Below are 15,475 nucleotides of genomic sequence, written 5' to 3' on the forward strand. Positions count from 1 at the left end.
TCAGGCTGCTTTTGGCTGCTTTTCATATAAGAAATGCAGCACCTGCTGACGATAGTGGTGGTAACGCGGATCGTCAGCCAGGGCGACACGTGAGCGCGGGCGTTCCAACTCGACCGTCATGATTTCGCCGACCGTCGCCGCCGGGCCATTCGTCATCATCAGCACGCGATCCGACAGCAGTACCGCCTCGTCTACGTCGTGAGTAATCAGCACAATCGTGGTTTGCAGACGCTGCTGAATTTCCATCACCGCATCCTGAAGGTGCGCACGCGTCAGCGCATCCAACGCGCCGAACGGTTCATCCATCAGTAGCACTTTCGGCTTCATGGCCAGCGCACGAGCAATCCCCACACGCTGCTTCATCCCGCCGGAGATCTCATTAGGCCGCTTGTTCAGCGCATGCCCCATGTGCACCAGTTCCAGATTGTGGGTAATCCATTCGTGCATCTCGTTCTTGTTCATCTGCCCACGAAATACCTGGCGTACCGCCAGCGCGACGTTTTCGTAGGTGGTCAGCCACGGCAGCAGCGAGTGGTTCTGAAAAACCACGCCGCGATCCGGCCCAGGGCCGTCGATTTCACGGTTGTCACACAGCAGGCCACCACTGCTCGGCAGCGTCAGACCGGCGATCAGATTCAATAGTGTGGATTTGCCGCAGCCGGAATGGCCGATCAGGCTGATCGTCTCACCGGTATGAATGTCGAAACTCACCTGATCCAGCGCCAGAAACTCACCGCTGGCGGTATTGAAACGCTGGCTCACCTGCTGCACTTGAATAATGGGTGTTGTACGCATGGTCGGCTCCTTAGCGGTTGTCATAGCTGAAACGGTTAGCAATCCACACCAGTCCCTGCTCCAGCAGCAGACCGATAACGCCAATCACCACGATGGCGATGATGATGTTTTCCACATTCAGGTTGTTCCACTCATTCCAAATCCAGAAGCCGATACCGACGCCGCCTGTCAACATCTCTGCGGCGACAATCACCAGCCAGGCGACGCCAATCGACAGGCGCACACCGGTCAATACGTTAGGCAGCACCGCAGGCAGCAGGATTTTGCGCATAATGGTGAATTCGGACAGTTTCAGTACACGCGCCACGTTCAGGTAATCCTGCGGGATGCGGCGTACGCCTTCGGCGGTGTTGAGGATCATTGGCCAGATGGAACAGATGAAAATGGTCCAACTGGATGCTGGTTCCGCGCGCTGGAACAGCAGCAGACCGATAGGCAACCACGCCAGCGGACTGACCGGACGCAGCAGCGAGATAATCGGGTTAAGCATGCTAGCCAGAAAGGTAAAACGGCCAATCAGGAAACCGGTGGGAATGCCGACCAGCGCCGCCAGCCCAAAACCGATGCCGACACGTTGCAGCGAGGCCAGAACGTTCCAGCCAATCCCTTGATCGTTCGGCCCGGCGATGTAAAACGGATCGGCGAAGAGGCTGAGCGCCGCAAGCCAGGTCGTCCACGGCGTCGGGAAATTTTCGCTGTTGAGCGCGGCAATCTGCCAGACCGCAACCAGCAGACCCAACCCCAGTACCGCAGGGAAAAGCTGCTGAAACAACTTACGCAGCAGCGGTCGGTAGGTGAAAGCCGGTGCTGCTGGTGCTTTTTCAGGTGTCACCGGTTTGGTTGGCAGCGGCATAACTTCAGCGCTGTGCACCGTTTCCGGGGCGTTATCCGCAGTAATCGGAATGACTCGAGCCTGGTTTTTCATCATCAACCTCACTTATTTCTTCACGCTGAAACTGTTGGCATACCCCGCCGGATCGCTACCATCCCAGCGGCGGCCGTCGATAAGCACGCTGCTGCGCATGTCGCTACCGGGCAACGGCACATTCCCCACGGCCTCGGCCGCCTGCTTGTAGATATCAATGCGGTTAACCTGCTTCGCGACAGCCAGATAGTCCGGCTCTTCGGTGAGCAAGCCCCAACGTTTGTGCTGGGTGAGGAACCACATGCCGTCGGACAGGTACGGGTAGTTCACGGAACCGTCGTGGTGGAAACGCATCGCGTGTTCGTCTTTCCAGCTTTTCCCCAGTCCGTTTTCGTACTGGCCCAGCATGCGTCCGACGATAGTGTCTTCTTTGGCATTGATGTACGCGCGTCCGGCAACGACGCCTGCCGTCTCACGGCGGTTGTCGTCCGAGGCGTCAATCCAGCGCGAGGCATCGAGAATCGCGGCGGTCAGCGCGCGGGCGCTATGCGGGTTGGCGTTCGCCCAGTCGGCGCGGGTACCCAGCACTTTTTCAGGATGATCCGGCCAAATGTCTTGCGAGGTGGCGGCGGTAAAGCCGATGTTTTCGCTGATGGCACGCTGATTCCATGGCTCGCCGACGCAATAGCCAACCATGTTGCCAATCTTCATGTTCATCACCATCTGCGGTGGCGGCACCACCACGGTGCGCACGTCGTTCAGCGGATGAATGCCGGCGGAGGCCAGCCAGTAATAGAGCCACATGGCGTGCGTGCCAGTTGGGAAGGTTTGCGCGAAGGTGTAAGTGCCCGCAGGACTAGCGGCAACATACTTTTGCAGCGCGGCGAGATCCGTGACGTTGGCTGCACGCAGCTGGTTTGCCAGCGTGATGCCTTGTCCGTTCTGGTTGAGCGTCATCAGTGCCGCCATATTGCTCTGCGCCCCGGACAGCCCCATTTGCAGACCGTACAGCTGCCCGTACAGAATGTGGGCGGCATCCAGTTCACCCGACACCAGTTTGTCGCGTACCGCCGCCCAGCTGGCTTCTTTGCTGGGAACAATCGTGATGCCGTATTTCTTATCGAAACCTTTCACTGCCGCCATCACCACGGAGGCACAGTCCGTCAACGGGATAAACCCGACCCGGATTTCCTTTTTCTCCGGCGCGTCGGAACCTGCGGCCCAGGCGCTATTCATCAACCCTGGCAGCATCAGGCTGCCTCCCAATGCAGCACTCCCCAACAGAAACTGGCGGCGAGAGACAGACATGCTTTTGGTTTTGGAATCACTCATCAACGGCACCCTTGCGCAAAACACCTTTTCAGGCGGTAAAAACAAAAACGGCGTCCACAAGCCCATGCAGAATCTGCACGCTTATGGACGCCGTTGTCCGATTAACACCTTCCGCACCGCCATTGGCCCGAAACGCATTATGAATGTTTGGTTGTTGCTAATGAGTTAAAGCAAGGTTTGTGCCAGTTATCACAGTTTTGAGCGTTCCACTTCGCAGGAGCCGTCTCTTAGTCACATTTCTATACAGACTCAGAGACAGTTTCGTGCGCCATACCGCCACCATTATATGCAATACCGTACACGCGCCCGACGCAGGGCGCTCAAGCGCCGCAGCCCTGCGAACCCTGGCTTTCCGGCTAAATTATGCCGCTACGCGGTGCCATCGGTGTTTATGACCGCTAGTCGAGCCGCCAGTGACGCGTTCCCGACGCGGCACTGACTTTCGCGGCATCCATGCCGCTCACTCGGCGGCCATCCCCACCGATGCATAATTTTCACGTCAAGTGAAAGTAACCGATTAATAAATATAAAAAATTTTAAAGCAGGAGGGCTCAGGATAAGGTGCTATTCAGCGTGGTTTGTCTTTTCTTCCGCGTAAATTGCGCTGAGGACAAATCAGTCTCCAGGATGAGCAGCAGGGACGCTGCGAAAGTGGCTGCCGCGTCGGGAACGCGTCAGCCACGGTCCGTCAGGTGACTGATTTTCCGAAGGAACCGCGCAGCGGCGTAATTTCCCGCGAAAAAGCCTCGGGTCACGGGGCGGCGGCGACTGAGCGCCCCGTGTCGTGCGTGTGCTATGGCATAGCATAGGAATGACGATATTTTTACGCACGAAACCACCTCATACTGTTGGTATTCCGTTATTTTACCTCCCACGAGGGCACTCCTTGCACCGCCAACTGGCAGAACACGCACAGTTCATGTGCATATACCTCTTAAGGGGTATCCCCGAATACGTCAGCTACCGCGAGCATCGCGGTGGCGATGTCGATCAGCTTTTTATTCTGGCTCATCGCCATGCGGCGCAGGGTTTTGTAGGCCTCTTCTTCGCTTAATCCGCGGTGCTGCATCAGCAATCCCTTCGCTCGGTCGATCTGTTTTCTTTCATTTAAGGTCGCTCGCAGCGCGGCTAATTCATGATCCTGCGCCTGTAAGCGTCGCGACTGTTGCTGCACCAGCGACAACAGCGATCGTCCCAACTGTGGGCTGACGCCATCGCTATTAAGCCAGCCGGGAGAGACGTTCTGCCCTTCCACATCATGACCGGCGATAAATATTGAATAGCCAGGATCGTCCTTCTCCTGCTGCGCCATCAGTTCTTCGAGATCCGCCCGTTGATCGCTACATGCCTTCTCCGCTGCCGCAATACGAGTACGGCAGCGCTGCATCAGCGTTTGCTCCAGCTCATCTTCCATCTGTTTCATTTCATCGATGCGCCGCGTGGCAATCGAAAACCAGTGCAGGCTGTCAGCTTCCGACAGCTTTTCTATCGGGCTACGGGTGCACACAATGCGGCGCAGGCGCTCAAATTCACTGTCTATCGCGATAGCATTCCAGCGCTGCTGGTTTTCTTCATCGCTAAAACTGAGAAAGGTATCGAAACAGCGCTCCTGTCGTTCAATCAAATCCAGCAGCTTTTGCCGAGTTTCCTCATCTACGCTGCCCGCACCATAGGCCGCCGCGCCAACCGCACGCTCCTGCCCCGCCAGTTCTTTCCCCTGCATAAAGCTGAACATGGCAATCAACGCGCGGGAAATACCCGGATCGGCTGCCGTATCCGACACCTCAAAAACCAACGCCAGCAGGTTACGGACAATGTCGTTGAAAAATGTCATCGCCTGCGGCTGGGGCAGCAAACGCTGGCGGATCTGCTGGCGCAGCGCCGGCAGCAGGCTCAGCGCATAGACCACGCTGGCGACACGGCTGAAGAGACGGCTCGCCTGCGGCAATTCTGCCGTCGTTTTTTCCAACCCGGCCAGATGCGTCATCAAGTGCGCCTGCGCCGCCTGTACATCTTTTTCACGTAGCGCCAGTTCGTCGGCAAAAAAGCGGCCGTCGGAGCACAGAAACAGGTTGGCCGTTCCCCTTTCGCGCTGCAGTAGATGCACGAGCTGGCTGATTTTCCCCACCAGTTCACCACTTTGCAGCAGGTAGCGCAGGCTGTTCAGCTCACACTGGCGCGAGGCAAGTAAAAATCGAATTGTCGTTGAAGGCTCCGCCACCATCGCACTCTCTCCTGAAAAAAACCTGCTCGGAAATATGCAATTAGCGCGCCAGCAATCTCGGCTCATATTGATTGGGAAGCAAGGACAGAGTGTCTGCTCGGTTGCTACGGCTTTCGTGCACTTTTCATTTCCATTTTTAAACTCCGTTACTAAACCCACACCACCGGAAAAGGTACGCTCTTCCTCGTCACTAAAACTGTTTTATAGCCATCGGCACAATGCTGACATCGGCGTAGAAACAGACAGAAATACGGCGATGTCGCATCGTGGCACTATCATCACTCATAGGAACGCATGAAAATGGCGAATTTATCTGAACAAGAAAGCTGGATTGATGGCATTTATCAGCTTGAGACATCGGATCCCGTTGTCGCAGGCCCTGGAGGCATCTCCAACCGTCAGGCTGAGCAGTTAGCCAGCCGTACGGCGTACCTGAAAAAAATGCAGGAAACCACTGGCGAGAGTTTGCAGGTACATCTCGCGGCCAGCGACCCGCATTCCCAGTATGCCCCGAAAGCGAGCCCTGCTTTCACTGGAACGCCCACCGCGCCAACAACAGCACAGACGGCAAACAACACGCAAATTGCCACCACTGCATTTGTGAAAACGGCCATTGCCGCACTGATCAACGGTTCTCCGGCAGCACTGGATACGCTGCAAGAGTTGGCAAATGCGTTGGGTAACGATCCACACTTCAGCACAACCATCTTGAATGCGATTGCAGAAGTGAAAACTGAGGTGACCACTAAGCTGAATGCTCATGCATCAACGCTTGATGCACATCCCCAATACGCGCAGAAAGCGAGCCCGACATTCACGGGAACGCCGACGGCACCGACTGCCGGAGCGGCGGCGAACGATACACAGATAGCGACCACGGCCTTTGTGAAAGCGGCTATCGCTGCATTGGTTAACGGTTCCCCTGCCGCATTGGATACGCTGCAAGAGCTGGCGAACGCGCTAGGTAATGACCCTAACTTCAGTACAACGGTGTTAAATGCTCTGGCAGGGAAGCTGGCAAAAGACCAGAACGGCGCGGATATTCCAGACAAAACGCAATTTAGGCAAAACATCGGTTTACTCAACAACCCCGTGTTTGCCGGAGCAGTAACTGTTGATACGAAAAATGCAGGAATCGAAATAGGCGCAAAATCGGAAAAAAACACGCCGTTCGTTGATTTTAACTCGAGCGGTAACGGCGTAGATTTTGACGCCAGAATCATCGCAGATGGTGGCAGCGGCATTAACGGCGGGGCATCACTACGGATACTTTCAAATGAGTTGCTGCATAATGGTATCCCTGTCATGCAACTGGGACAGTATGGGTTTGGCGGCGCAGGGACAGTGCTGGATTATGATGCCGGGGCGCTGTTCAACTGGTTAAAAAATTCATCCACTCCCTCACAAATCATACGCAACCAGCAGTTAACTCCTTACATGCCTCGCTACTCTGCGGGAATGATGATGCGTGCGGGTGACACATGGTCACTAATATCGGCGGGAATTGATAGCGAAAATGATGAATATGGCGGAGTGATTGTGACTGCGGGAAATACGGCGGGTTCAATCGCATCAGTATACCGGCTATGGCATGACAAAAATCTGACATTCCCACTGCGGAAAGAGCACGGCGGCAGCGGTATGACAACGGGGGCGGTCGGAAATGCAATAACGACAAAATTCGCCACTATTGCTGATTGGCTGTATGTCTGTGACCGCTCAAGAAACAATCTAATCGGCTCTGTTGAGTTTGAAAATAACGGATGGGCATGCTTTTTGTCCGCACGCCATCGGGCTGGGGACGCCGACGGCACTGAGTGGGGATGGGTTCTCGCAGATGAGAACATGACATCACAGGACTATAACTATTTCACGCTACGTAAACGCCATTCCACGGGGTGGTTACCGCCCGTTCACCTTTATCATTCAGGAAACCTAACCCCGCAAGCAATCGGCGCTATGCAGGCGTCTGAGCTGGCAGGCATCCCGCTGCCATTCCCCGGCGCGGTCGCGCCCGCTGGTTGGCTGAAATGCAACGGCCAGTCATTTGATAAAACTCTGTATCCGGTTTTAGCCTCGCGTTACCCGTCTGGTGTTCTGCCCGATTTGCGTGGCGAATTTGTGCGCGGTTGGGATGACGGGCGCGGGGTTGATGCTGGGCGTGCGCTCATCTCATCTCAGAATGACGCTATACGCAGCCATAAACACTCAATCACCATGTCACATGAGCCAGGTGGGACGAAAGACGCTTCAGGTTTCCCTGCCACTGATGGGAGCGCACCGTTTATTGTTCACAGTGAGGCAAATCCGGATGGCTCAGTATCAGATACAAATGGGGCAGGTAATCCACTGCATTCATTCGGTGGAAGCGAAACCCGTCCACGCAATATCGCCTTTAACTACATCGTGAGAGCCGCATAATGAGCAACTATTCAACACAAATCAAAAACGCAGAACTAAACGAACGCGGTCTGGCAATCAACGCAGGCTGGATTACGGTTTATCACGTTAACCCGGCAACGCGGGAATACCTGAGCGCCAGCTATGAATATGTGATGCAGGGCGTCGGCTTGCCTGCCAACAGCTACGCCGATGAGCCGGAATTACCGCCTGCTGGCCGAGCCTTGCGTCGTCGTGCAGACGGTAAGGTATGGGAGCAGGTGCCGGACTATCGCGGCCAGACAGTCTACAGCACGGAAACCCGTCAGGCGCAGACGGTGATGCAATTGGGCGAACTACCAGAAAATATGACCGCTCTACCTCCAGCCACCGAGTTCGATCAGTGGGATGGAACGGCCTGGATGACAAACCTGGAGGCGCAGCAGCTTGCCGCAACCAAAAGCCTACAGCAGGAACTGGCGGCACGGCGTGCAACGGCAACAACCCACATTACCGAACTGAGCTACGCCGTGGACTTAACTATTGCCACGGATGAAGAACAAGAACGGCTAACGCAATGGAAAAGGTATCTGGTTGCATTGAACCGCCTTGATCTCACCGCCGCATCGGTGGTGTGGCCAGAAGCGCCTTCCGCGTAGTCGATAGCCTCAGTCAACCATATAAATAAGGTGTGCCGTATTTTAACGTACGGCACTCGCGCGTCATCTCCGTTTCTTTGAGCGGGAAGCCTTGATCATTCCTTATTATTCTTGCCGCCAAATATAAAATTAAAGACAAAATAAAACTGTTATATTTATGCATCTCCAACCTGTTCTATTTTAATTAAATTCAATTTTTAATAACGAAATAAATTAAGAACAAAATATCAATTATTTAATTTAAATGGCATTATCAACCAAAAAAAATAAGTTAAACTTGAAATATAAAAACAAAATCACAACATTAAAGATAAAAAACAAAACCAACAAACTGTACTATTTATCCTTTAGTTTTTTCACGTTATAATCCCTGCACGTTTCACTCACGATTTATTCTTATCTCACTTCACTCAATGAAGTTAATTTTCGACGCATGTAAATATCGTCGACGGTAATGTATTCGCATTTGTTCATCACTATTTATTCCGACACGTATCGGAATAACAGCATTTTCCTGCCTGACGCTAGGAGCCTAACATGTTTGATGTCGTCGAGCTGTCGCGGCTGCAATTTGCCCTGACCGCCATGTATCACTTTCTTTTCGTCCCGCTGACGCTGGGGTTATCTTTCCTGCTGGCCATTATGAACACCACGTATGTGTTGACTGGCAAGCCAATCTACAAGGATATGACCAAATTCTGGGGCAAGCTGTTCGCCATCAACTTTGCGCTGGGCGTAGCAACTGGCCTGACGCTGGAATTCCAGTTCGGCACCAACTGGTCTTACTATTCTCACTACGTGGGCGATATTTTTGGCGCACCGCTGGCGATGGAAGGGTTGATGGCGTTCTTCCTCGAATCCACGCTCATCGGCCTGTTCTTTTTCGGCTGGGATCGTCTGACCAAAGTCCAGCATATGCTGGTGACCTGGTTCGTCGCGCTGGGTTCCAATTTCTCCGCGCTGTGGATTCTGGTCGCCAATGGCTGGATGCAAAACCCGATTGCCGCTGAATTCAATTATGAAACCATGCGCATGGAAATGCTGAGCTTCGCCGAACTGGTGCTGAACCCGGTGGCACAGGTGAAATTCGTGCACACCGTGGCAGCAGGCTATACCTCAGGCGCCATGTTCGTCCTCGGGATCAGCTCTTACTATCTGCTGAGAGGCCGCGATATCGCCTTTGCCAAGCGATCGTTCGCCATTGCAGCGAGTTTCGGTCTGGCTTCGGTGTTGTCCGTCATCGTGCTGGGTGATGAATCCGGCTATGTGATGGGCGATGTGCAGAAAACCAAGCTGGCCGCGATTGAAGCCGAATGGGAAACACAGCCCGCTCCGGCGTCTTTCACCCTGTTCGCCCTCCCCAATCAGGAAACGATGCAGAATGACTACGCCATCAACGTCCCTTACCTGCTGGGGCTTATCGCCACACGTTCACTCGACAAACCCGTCGTCGGCATTAAAGACCTGATGGCACAACATGAACTTCGCATTCGTAACGGCATGACGGCGTATGGTCTGCTGGAGGAACTGCGTTCGGGTAACACCGATCCGGCCGTTCGCACACGCTTTGAAGCCGCCAAACACGATCTTGGCTACGGTCTGCTGCTTAAGCGCTATACCGATGATGTCGCCAATGCCAGCGAAAACCAGATTCAGCAGGCAACCAAAGACTCAATCCCTCGCGTCGCACCGCTGTATGTCGCTTTCCGTTTGATGGTGGGCTGCGGCGTGCTGATGCTCGGCATTTTTGCGCTGTCGTTCTGGAGCGTCATACGCGGCCGCATGCGACAGCGTAAATGGCTGCACCGCGCCGCGCTGTACGGGATTCCCTTGCCCTGGATCGCGATTGAGTCCGGCTGGTTCGTCGCCGAGTACGGCCGCCAGCCGTGGGCAGTTGGCGAGGTTCTGCCTACCGCCATTGCCAATTCGTCTCTGGAGGCACATGACATCCTGCTGTCGATGGGGCTGATTTGCGGGCTGTATACGCTGTTTCTTATTGCGGAAATGTATCTGATGTTCAAATTTGCCCGACTGGGGCCAAGCAGCCTGAAAACAGGTCGTTACCACTTTGAGCAACCAGCGACCCCCTCACTCACCACACCTGCAAAACCGTAACGGGAGCCTTAATAATGCTGGATTATGAAACACTACGCCTGATTTGGTGGGGATTGATTGGCCTGTTGTTCATTGGCTTCGCCATCACCGACGGCTTTGACATGGGCGTAGGCATTCTGCTGCGTCTGCTGGGCAAAAACGATACCGAGCGGCGGGTGATGATTAACGTCATTGCCCCGCACTGGGACGGCAATCAGGTCTGGCTCATCACCGGCGCGGGCGCGCTGTTCGCCGCCTGGCCAATGGTCTATGCCGCCGCCTTTTCCGGTTTCTATTTCGCGATGATTCTGGTGCTGGCTGCCCTGTTTTTCCGCCCAGTGGGCTTTGATTACCGTTCCAAACTGGAAAACCACCGCTGGCGCAATATGTGGGACTGGGGCATTTTCATCGGTAGCATCGTCCCCACGCTGGTGTTCGGCGTCGCCTTCGGGAACCTGTTGCAGGGCGTGCCGCTGAGCGTCGATATGTATTTGCGTCTCACCTACCACGGTGGATTGTTTGGCCTGTTAAACCCGTTCGGGCTGCTGGCGGGCGTTGTGAGTATCGCCATGATCGTCGCACACGGCGCCATTTACCTGCAAATGCGCACCACAGACGTCCTTCAGCGCCGCGCGCAAAAAACGGTCCTGATCGCCAGCGTGCTGATGAGCCTCACCTTCTTACTGGCAGGCTTCTGGGTACAGACGGGCATCGACGGCTACATGATTACCTCTACTATGGATAAAGCCGCACCGTCTAATCCGCTGCATAAAGAAGTGGTGCAGCAAGCTGGCGCCTGGTTAGCCAACTTTACGGCGCATCCCACGCTGTGGGCGATCCCCGCACTGGGCGTGATTTTACCGTGGTTCACCGTGCTCTTCTCACGCCTGAACCGCTGCGGCTGGGGTTTTCTAACCTCGTCATTAACGATTGTCTGCGTGATTCTGACGGCAGGGATTACGCTGTTCCCGTTCATTATGCCTTCCAGCTTCGCGCCTAACGTCAGCCTGACTATCTGGGATGCCACCTCCAGCCAGCTTACGCTTCAGGTGATGACCATTCTGGCCTGTATTTTTGTTCCCACCATCCTGCTTTATACCAGTTGGTGTTATTACAAAATGTTTGGCCGCATTGATGCCCGCTACATCGAAGCCAATAAGCATTCCGTTTACTAACAACTTGAGGAGAAAGAGAATGTGGTATTTCGCCTGGATACTCGGCACGCTACTGGCCTGCGCGTTCGCACTGGTCACCGCATTAGCGGTGGAGAACCATGAAGCAGGCAAAGACGCTTCCTGATAAAACGAAGCGCCGCATCGGGCGCTTCATCATTCTCAGTTGAGACCATGATTGCCGATACACTCGTCGCCGATACAATAGCCATAGATACAATAGCCGCAGATACACGAGTCACTGATACAATCGGGCAGACGAAATCCGCCGGGGGTACTAGAATGCAGACGCGGTGCCCAATCGGATGCCCTCTTTTAACCTGAAATCAGACGACGATATGACCACACCCAGACAGAACAAGACCCCGTGGTGGCGTGAGGGGACAACCCCGGACTACCGTTTTTCATTAGCGAATGAGCGCACCTTTCTGGCGTGGATCCGTACCGCGCTGGCGTTTCTTGCTGGTGCTGTGGGTATCGATCAATTCACCGTCCATATCGACCCGCTGATACGTCAGGGGCTGGCTCTACTTCTGGTCGTCTGCGCCGCGCTGCTCGGCGCTCTGGCCTATCGTCGCTGGGTCAGCAATGAGAAAGCCATGCGTCAGGAAAGCGATATGCCGTATACGCCGATGCTGCTGATCGTGACGCTGTTTATCACCCTCATTGCCATTGCGCTTGCCGCTATGATTCTGCTCGGGTAGCGCATGGAAACCACACGCGATCCGGGATTACAACCGCAGCGAACCGGCATGGCCTGGTCACGCACGCTGTTTGTGATGCTGATCAACAGCCTGTTGTGTTTTCGTCTGAGCATGGTGGACGACAGCCGTGTGGTGTTCGCCTGCGCCATTCTGCTCTTGTGCGTTGCCGCGCTGATGTCGGTGCTGGCGATACTACGTTATCGCTTTAACGCCCGTTGCCAATCGGTACTGTCACTCGCCAGCCAAGGACTGATCGTGCTCACGTCGTCGTCCATTGTGCTCACCGCACTGGTCTTGCTGCTGCATTTCAGCGGCGTATGGTAAGCGCCGATTTTCTTGACTCTTTTATGAAAAGAAAGGTTTTTTGAAAGAAAGATGGTGAAGCCCAAACGCGCTTCACCGATTAGGCTGGCTATTCGATCGAGCTTTCCGGAAACAGGAAGGGGTTGATGCTGCTGCGAGAAAAGCCTTCTTCCTCCATTTTCACATCCAGCACCAGCGAAGCCAGATCGTCGGCAACGGCTTCTACGCGGTGATCTTTTTCCTGATATAGCAATTTCAGATACGTGCCGCAGTGGCCGCAGCTTTCCGCTTTGATGGCGGAGTTTTCACTATCCAGCGACCAGTAATTGAGATCGCTAGACTCTTCACAGTTGCTGCATTTCACCCGCACCATGTGCCATTCACTCTCGCACAGATTACAGTGCAGATAACGCAGCCCGCTGGAGGTGCCTAACTGCACCACGCCGGATACCGGAATACTGCCACACACAGGGCAGAACTGGCGATGTTCGCCGGGCACCGCGCGCGCTTTACCGGGCAGCAGGCTTGCCATCTGTGCCCAGAACAGCGACAGCGCCGCCCAGATGAACGGAGCTTTATCATTGTTCTCGGCGCGAAATTCGTGTTGCAGCAGCGCAGTAGCCTGCTCTTCCAGTTCCTGCTCTGAGGCTTTTTCCAGATTTTCCAGCGTGGATAATACCTGTCCGCTAGCATCCGGTTTCAATTCTTCAATCAGCGCGCGCAGCAGCGTGTGCCAGTGTGCATCACGCGGGAACACCGCGATATCGAGCGGCGGACGTTCGCCAGACTGTTGCAGCACATCACTCAGGTCAAGCCGCAACGGATGATCGTGCAACACCTTCTGCTGGGCTTCCACCACGCCCGCGGCGAAGGTGAGGTAATCCCCCAGCGGGTGATCTTCAGCGAGTTGACGCAGACGCTCTGCACGGCTGCTGTACAAGCTTTTTAGATTGGCAAACAGCAGCGGAGGAATATTCCCTTCCGGCGTCGATTTCTCATTCTGTTCTAGCTGTTCCTGAGGAACAATGCGAATACTCATCAGGGTGGTTTTTCCTGTTGTTTACGTTGTCTTGTTTACGTTGTCTATCCGATAGATTTCGGGGTGCAGGAAAGCCGCCAGCGCGGTCCGGGTATAATAGCTAACGCCAATCGCTTCAAGATCGAGATACACGGTGCGACCACAGGGGTGAGGCCTCCCTGCGGGAACCGTCCCCTGCGTTTCCCCTAAAAACGGGCTTCAATGATCAGCATTCGGGTATCGCTCAGCTTTAGTCGAGATTATACGCATCGTGCCTGATGACTTCCTGATTTCCGGCAAGGTTATGGCTGTTTTCCACCATCGATGCCGCCACCTTCCGCTATGACGGCACAGTAACAGAAAAGCGGCACACATCTCCACACCTCTAAAGGGGTGATTGCGCCAGACGCTCGCCTATCTGCCCCCGAATCAGCGATGCTAAGACAATCACGCTTTGTTCACAGCGATCATCCCATTCGTAGGACGCGTTAAAGCGGAAATAGCGATCGTATTTGTCGCCGGTCGTGAACATTTTCCCCGGCGCAATGCTGACGCCCTGCTCCAGCGCACGACGGTATAGCGCCGTGCTGCTGACACCTTCAGGCAGTTCCAGCCAGAGAAAATAGCCGCCCTGGGAATGATTAATACGGACGTCACCCGGAAAATGCCGACGTAGTGACTGTAACGCCGCGTGTTTGCGCTGCTCCAGCGCCCGTCGCAAGCGGCGCAGATGGCTGTCATAACTGCTGGTCGCTAGATAATCCGCAATCGCCAGTTGCATAGGCGCACTGGTTGATAGTGTGCTCATCAGCTGTAAACGCTGAATATTTCCCGCATAGCTCCCTGCCGCCACCCAGCCGATGCGGAACCCTGCCACCAGATTTTTAGAAAACGAGGAGCAGTGTAAGACCGTGCCTTTTTTATCCAGCGCCTTCGCGGGCAGCGGACGTTGCAGGCCCGTGTAAAGCTCGCTGTAGACATCATCTTCTACCAGCCCGACACCGTGTGTTTCCAGCATCGCCACCAGCCGCTGCTTCTTCTCCCAGGACAACGTGCAACCAAGCGGGTTATGGAAATTGGTCATCAGCCAGCAGGCTTTGATCGGATAGTCGTTCAGCGCCTGCTGCAATGCCTCAAGATCGATGCCCTGCTGCGGATCGGTCGCAATCGCAATCGCCTTGAGCTTAAGGCGTTCAATCGCCTGTAGCGCGCCATAAAATGCCGGAGATTCGATCACCACATAATCGCCCGGCTCCGTCAGCACCTGAAGACTGAGATTAAGGGACTCCATCGCCCCCGCCGTAATCACAATCTCGTCGGGCGAGACAGCAATCCCCTGCAACGCATAGCGCTGGGCAATATTCTTCCTTAAGCTCTCATTACCCGGCGGTAAATTATCCAGCGCGCTGTGTGGCTGCATATGACGCGCTACCGAGGCCAGCGAGCGCGTTAACTGGCGCTGTGGAAAGAGCTGCGGATCGGGAAACGCCGATCCGAATGGCATCACCGCCGGATCTTTGCTGGCCTGAAGCACATCAAAAATGAACGCGTTGACGTCCACGTCCTCGGTAAGCTGCACGCGCTCCTGCCCCACGGGCGAATGCAGGCTGTCTGCGGGTAGTGCGGACAGCTGTGGTGCCGCGTAATAGCCCGACTGTGGACGCGACACAATCAACCCCTGACTTTCCAGCAGTTGGTATGCATGCAGCACAGTCATCAGGCTCATACCCGAATGCAGTGATTTCTCCCGCAGCGAGGGCAGTTTGTCGCCCGGCTGCCAAATCCCTTCCTGAAGCTGCTCACGGATCTGGTGAGCGAGCTGTTCAAACTTTGCCATAGCGCTACGGTTTCGGTGGATGAAGCGGTCATGATTCTTGGCTCGATCGGCACCAATGAGTGACGACCGAGAAGGACATTTTATCGCGCATAA

General features: G+C 54.7%; 13 protein-coding genes. 7 read left to right on the top strand and 6 right to left on the bottom strand.

Annotated elements, in window-relative coordinates; genetic code table 11:
* From LCF41_RS14555 to LCF41_RS14570, 4 genes are all read right to left on the bottom strand, one after another.
* Positions 1–795, bottom strand: coding sequence for an ABC transporter ATP-binding protein (locus LCF41_RS14555; protein WP_225085212.1), 795 nt, complete (start codon positions 793–795; stop codon positions 1–3).
* Positions 796–805: 10 nt separating this feature from the next.
* Entirely contained in the window at positions 806–1,720 is a 915-nt protein-coding gene (ntrB, locus tag LCF41_RS14560; RefSeq protein WP_225088189.1) for a nitrate ABC transporter permease, read from the bottom strand.
* 12 nt (positions 1,721–1,732) lie between these two features.
* Positions 1,733–2,992, bottom strand: coding sequence for a CmpA/NrtA family ABC transporter substrate-binding protein (locus LCF41_RS14565; protein WP_225085213.1), 1,260 nt, complete (start codon positions 2,990–2,992; stop codon positions 1,733–1,735).
* A gap of 934 nt (positions 2,993–3,926) precedes the next feature.
* Positions 3,927–5,216 carry a nitrate regulatory protein gene (locus LCF41_RS14570; RefSeq protein WP_225085214.1) on the bottom strand — a complete coding sequence of 430 codons (1,290 nt, stop codon included), beginning with the start codon at positions 5,214–5,216 and terminating at the stop codon, positions 3,927–3,929.
* 300 nt (positions 5,217–5,516) lie between these two features.
* Between LCF41_RS14570 and LCF41_RS22370 the strand changes: the two genes are divergently transcribed.
* From LCF41_RS22370 to LCF41_RS14610, 7 genes are all read left to right on the top strand, one after another.
* Entirely contained in the window at positions 5,517–7,637 is a 2,121-nt protein-coding gene (locus tag LCF41_RS22370) for a tail fiber protein (RefSeq protein ID WP_347880945.1), read from the top strand.
* On the top strand, positions 7,637–8,254 hold the full coding sequence (locus LCF41_RS14585; RefSeq protein WP_225085215.1) for a tail fiber assembly protein: 618 nt from the start codon (positions 7,637–7,639) through the stop codon (positions 8,252–8,254). The genes LCF41_RS22370 and LCF41_RS14585 overlap by 1 nt, the downstream gene beginning before the upstream one ends.
* Before the next feature lie 537 nt (positions 8,255–8,791).
* Positions 8,792–10,369 (top strand): cytochrome ubiquinol oxidase subunit I, encoded by a 1,578-nt coding sequence (cydA, locus tag LCF41_RS14590; protein WP_225085216.1) that lies wholly within the window; start codon positions 8,792–8,794, stop codon positions 10,367–10,369.
* Positions 10,370–10,383: 14 nt separating this feature from the next.
* The gene (gene cydB / locus LCF41_RS14595; RefSeq protein WP_225085217.1) at positions 10,384–11,523 is read left to right on the top strand and encodes a cytochrome d ubiquinol oxidase subunit II; all 1,140 of its coding nucleotides are present in this window, start codon (positions 10,384–10,386) and stop codon (positions 11,521–11,523) included.
* A gap of 19 nt (positions 11,524–11,542) precedes the next feature.
* Positions 11,543–11,647 carry a cytochrome bd-I oxidase subunit CydX gene (gene cydX, locus LCF41_RS14600; RefSeq protein WP_010278781.1) on the top strand — a complete coding sequence of 35 codons (105 nt, stop codon included), beginning with the start codon at positions 11,543–11,545 and terminating at the stop codon, positions 11,645–11,647.
* Between the two features lie 211 nt (positions 11,648–11,858).
* Entirely contained in the window at positions 11,859–12,224 is a 366-nt protein-coding gene (locus LCF41_RS14605; protein ID WP_225085218.1) for a YidH family protein, read from the top strand.
* A gap of 3 nt (positions 12,225–12,227) precedes the next feature.
* Positions 12,228–12,548 (top strand): DUF202 domain-containing protein, encoded by a 321-nt coding sequence (locus LCF41_RS14610; RefSeq protein WP_225085219.1) that lies wholly within the window; start codon positions 12,228–12,230, stop codon positions 12,546–12,548.
* A gap of 88 nt (positions 12,549–12,636) precedes the next feature.
* On the opposite strand, the gene fdhE is transcribed toward LCF41_RS14610, so the two are convergent.
* Both fdhE and LCF41_RS14620 read right to left on the bottom strand, forming a co-directional pair.
* A complete protein-coding gene (gene fdhE / locus LCF41_RS14615) occupies positions 12,637–13,566 on the bottom strand; it encodes a formate dehydrogenase accessory protein FdhE (RefSeq protein WP_225085220.1) in 930 nt (309 codons plus the stop codon).
* 364 nt (positions 13,567–13,930) lie between these two features.
* The gene (locus LCF41_RS14620) at positions 13,931–15,382 is read right to left on the bottom strand and encodes an aminotransferase-like domain-containing protein (RefSeq protein WP_225085221.1); all 1,452 of its coding nucleotides are present in this window, start codon (positions 15,380–15,382) and stop codon (positions 13,931–13,933) included.
* Positions 15,383–15,475: the final 93 nt, after the last annotated feature.

It is taken from the genome of Pectobacterium colocasium (genome assembly GCF_020181655.1).
Taxonomy (GTDB): Bacteria; Pseudomonadota; Gammaproteobacteria; order Enterobacterales; family Enterobacteriaceae; genus Pectobacterium; species Pectobacterium colocasium.

Bases quoted from the DNA above. Each gene is read 5' to 3' on its own strand.
- LCF41_RS14555 (WP_225085212.1), bottom strand. From the start codon at position 795: ATGCGTACAACACCCATTATTCAAGTGCAGCAGGTGAGCCAGCGTTTC.
- ntrB (WP_225088189.1), bottom strand. From the start codon at position 1,720: ATGAAAAACCAGGCTCGAGTCATTCCGATTACTGCGGATAACGCCCCG.
- LCF41_RS14565 (WP_225085213.1), bottom strand. From the start codon at position 2,992: ATGAGTGATTCCAAAACCAAAAGCATGTCTGTCTCTCGCCGCCAGTTT.
- LCF41_RS14570 (WP_225085214.1), bottom strand. From the start codon at position 5,216: ATGGTGGCGGAGCCTTCAACGACAATTCGATTTTTACTTGCCTCGCGC.
- LCF41_RS22370 (WP_347880945.1), top strand. From the start codon at position 5,517: ATGGCGAATTTATCTGAACAAGAAAGCTGGATTGATGGCATTTATCAG.
- LCF41_RS14585 (WP_225085215.1), top strand. From the start codon at position 7,637: ATGAGCAACTATTCAACACAAATCAAAAACGCAGAACTAAACGAACGC.
- cydA (WP_225085216.1), top strand. From the start codon at position 8,792: ATGTTTGATGTCGTCGAGCTGTCGCGGCTGCAATTTGCCCTGACCGCC.
- cydB (WP_225085217.1), top strand. From the start codon at position 10,384: ATGCTGGATTATGAAACACTACGCCTGATTTGGTGGGGATTGATTGGC.
- cydX (WP_010278781.1), top strand. From the start codon at position 11,543: ATGTGGTATTTCGCCTGGATACTCGGCACGCTACTGGCCTGCGCGTTC.
- LCF41_RS14605 (WP_225085218.1), top strand. From the start codon at position 11,859: ATGACCACACCCAGACAGAACAAGACCCCGTGGTGGCGTGAGGGGACA.
- LCF41_RS14610 (WP_225085219.1), top strand. From the start codon at position 12,228: ATGGAAACCACACGCGATCCGGGATTACAACCGCAGCGAACCGGCATG.
- fdhE (WP_225085220.1), bottom strand. From the start codon at position 13,566: ATGAGTATTCGCATTGTTCCTCAGGAACAGCTAGAACAGAATGAGAAA.
- LCF41_RS14620 (WP_225085221.1), bottom strand. From the start codon at position 15,382: ATGGCAAAGTTTGAACAGCTCGCTCACCAGATCCGTGAGCAGCTTCAG.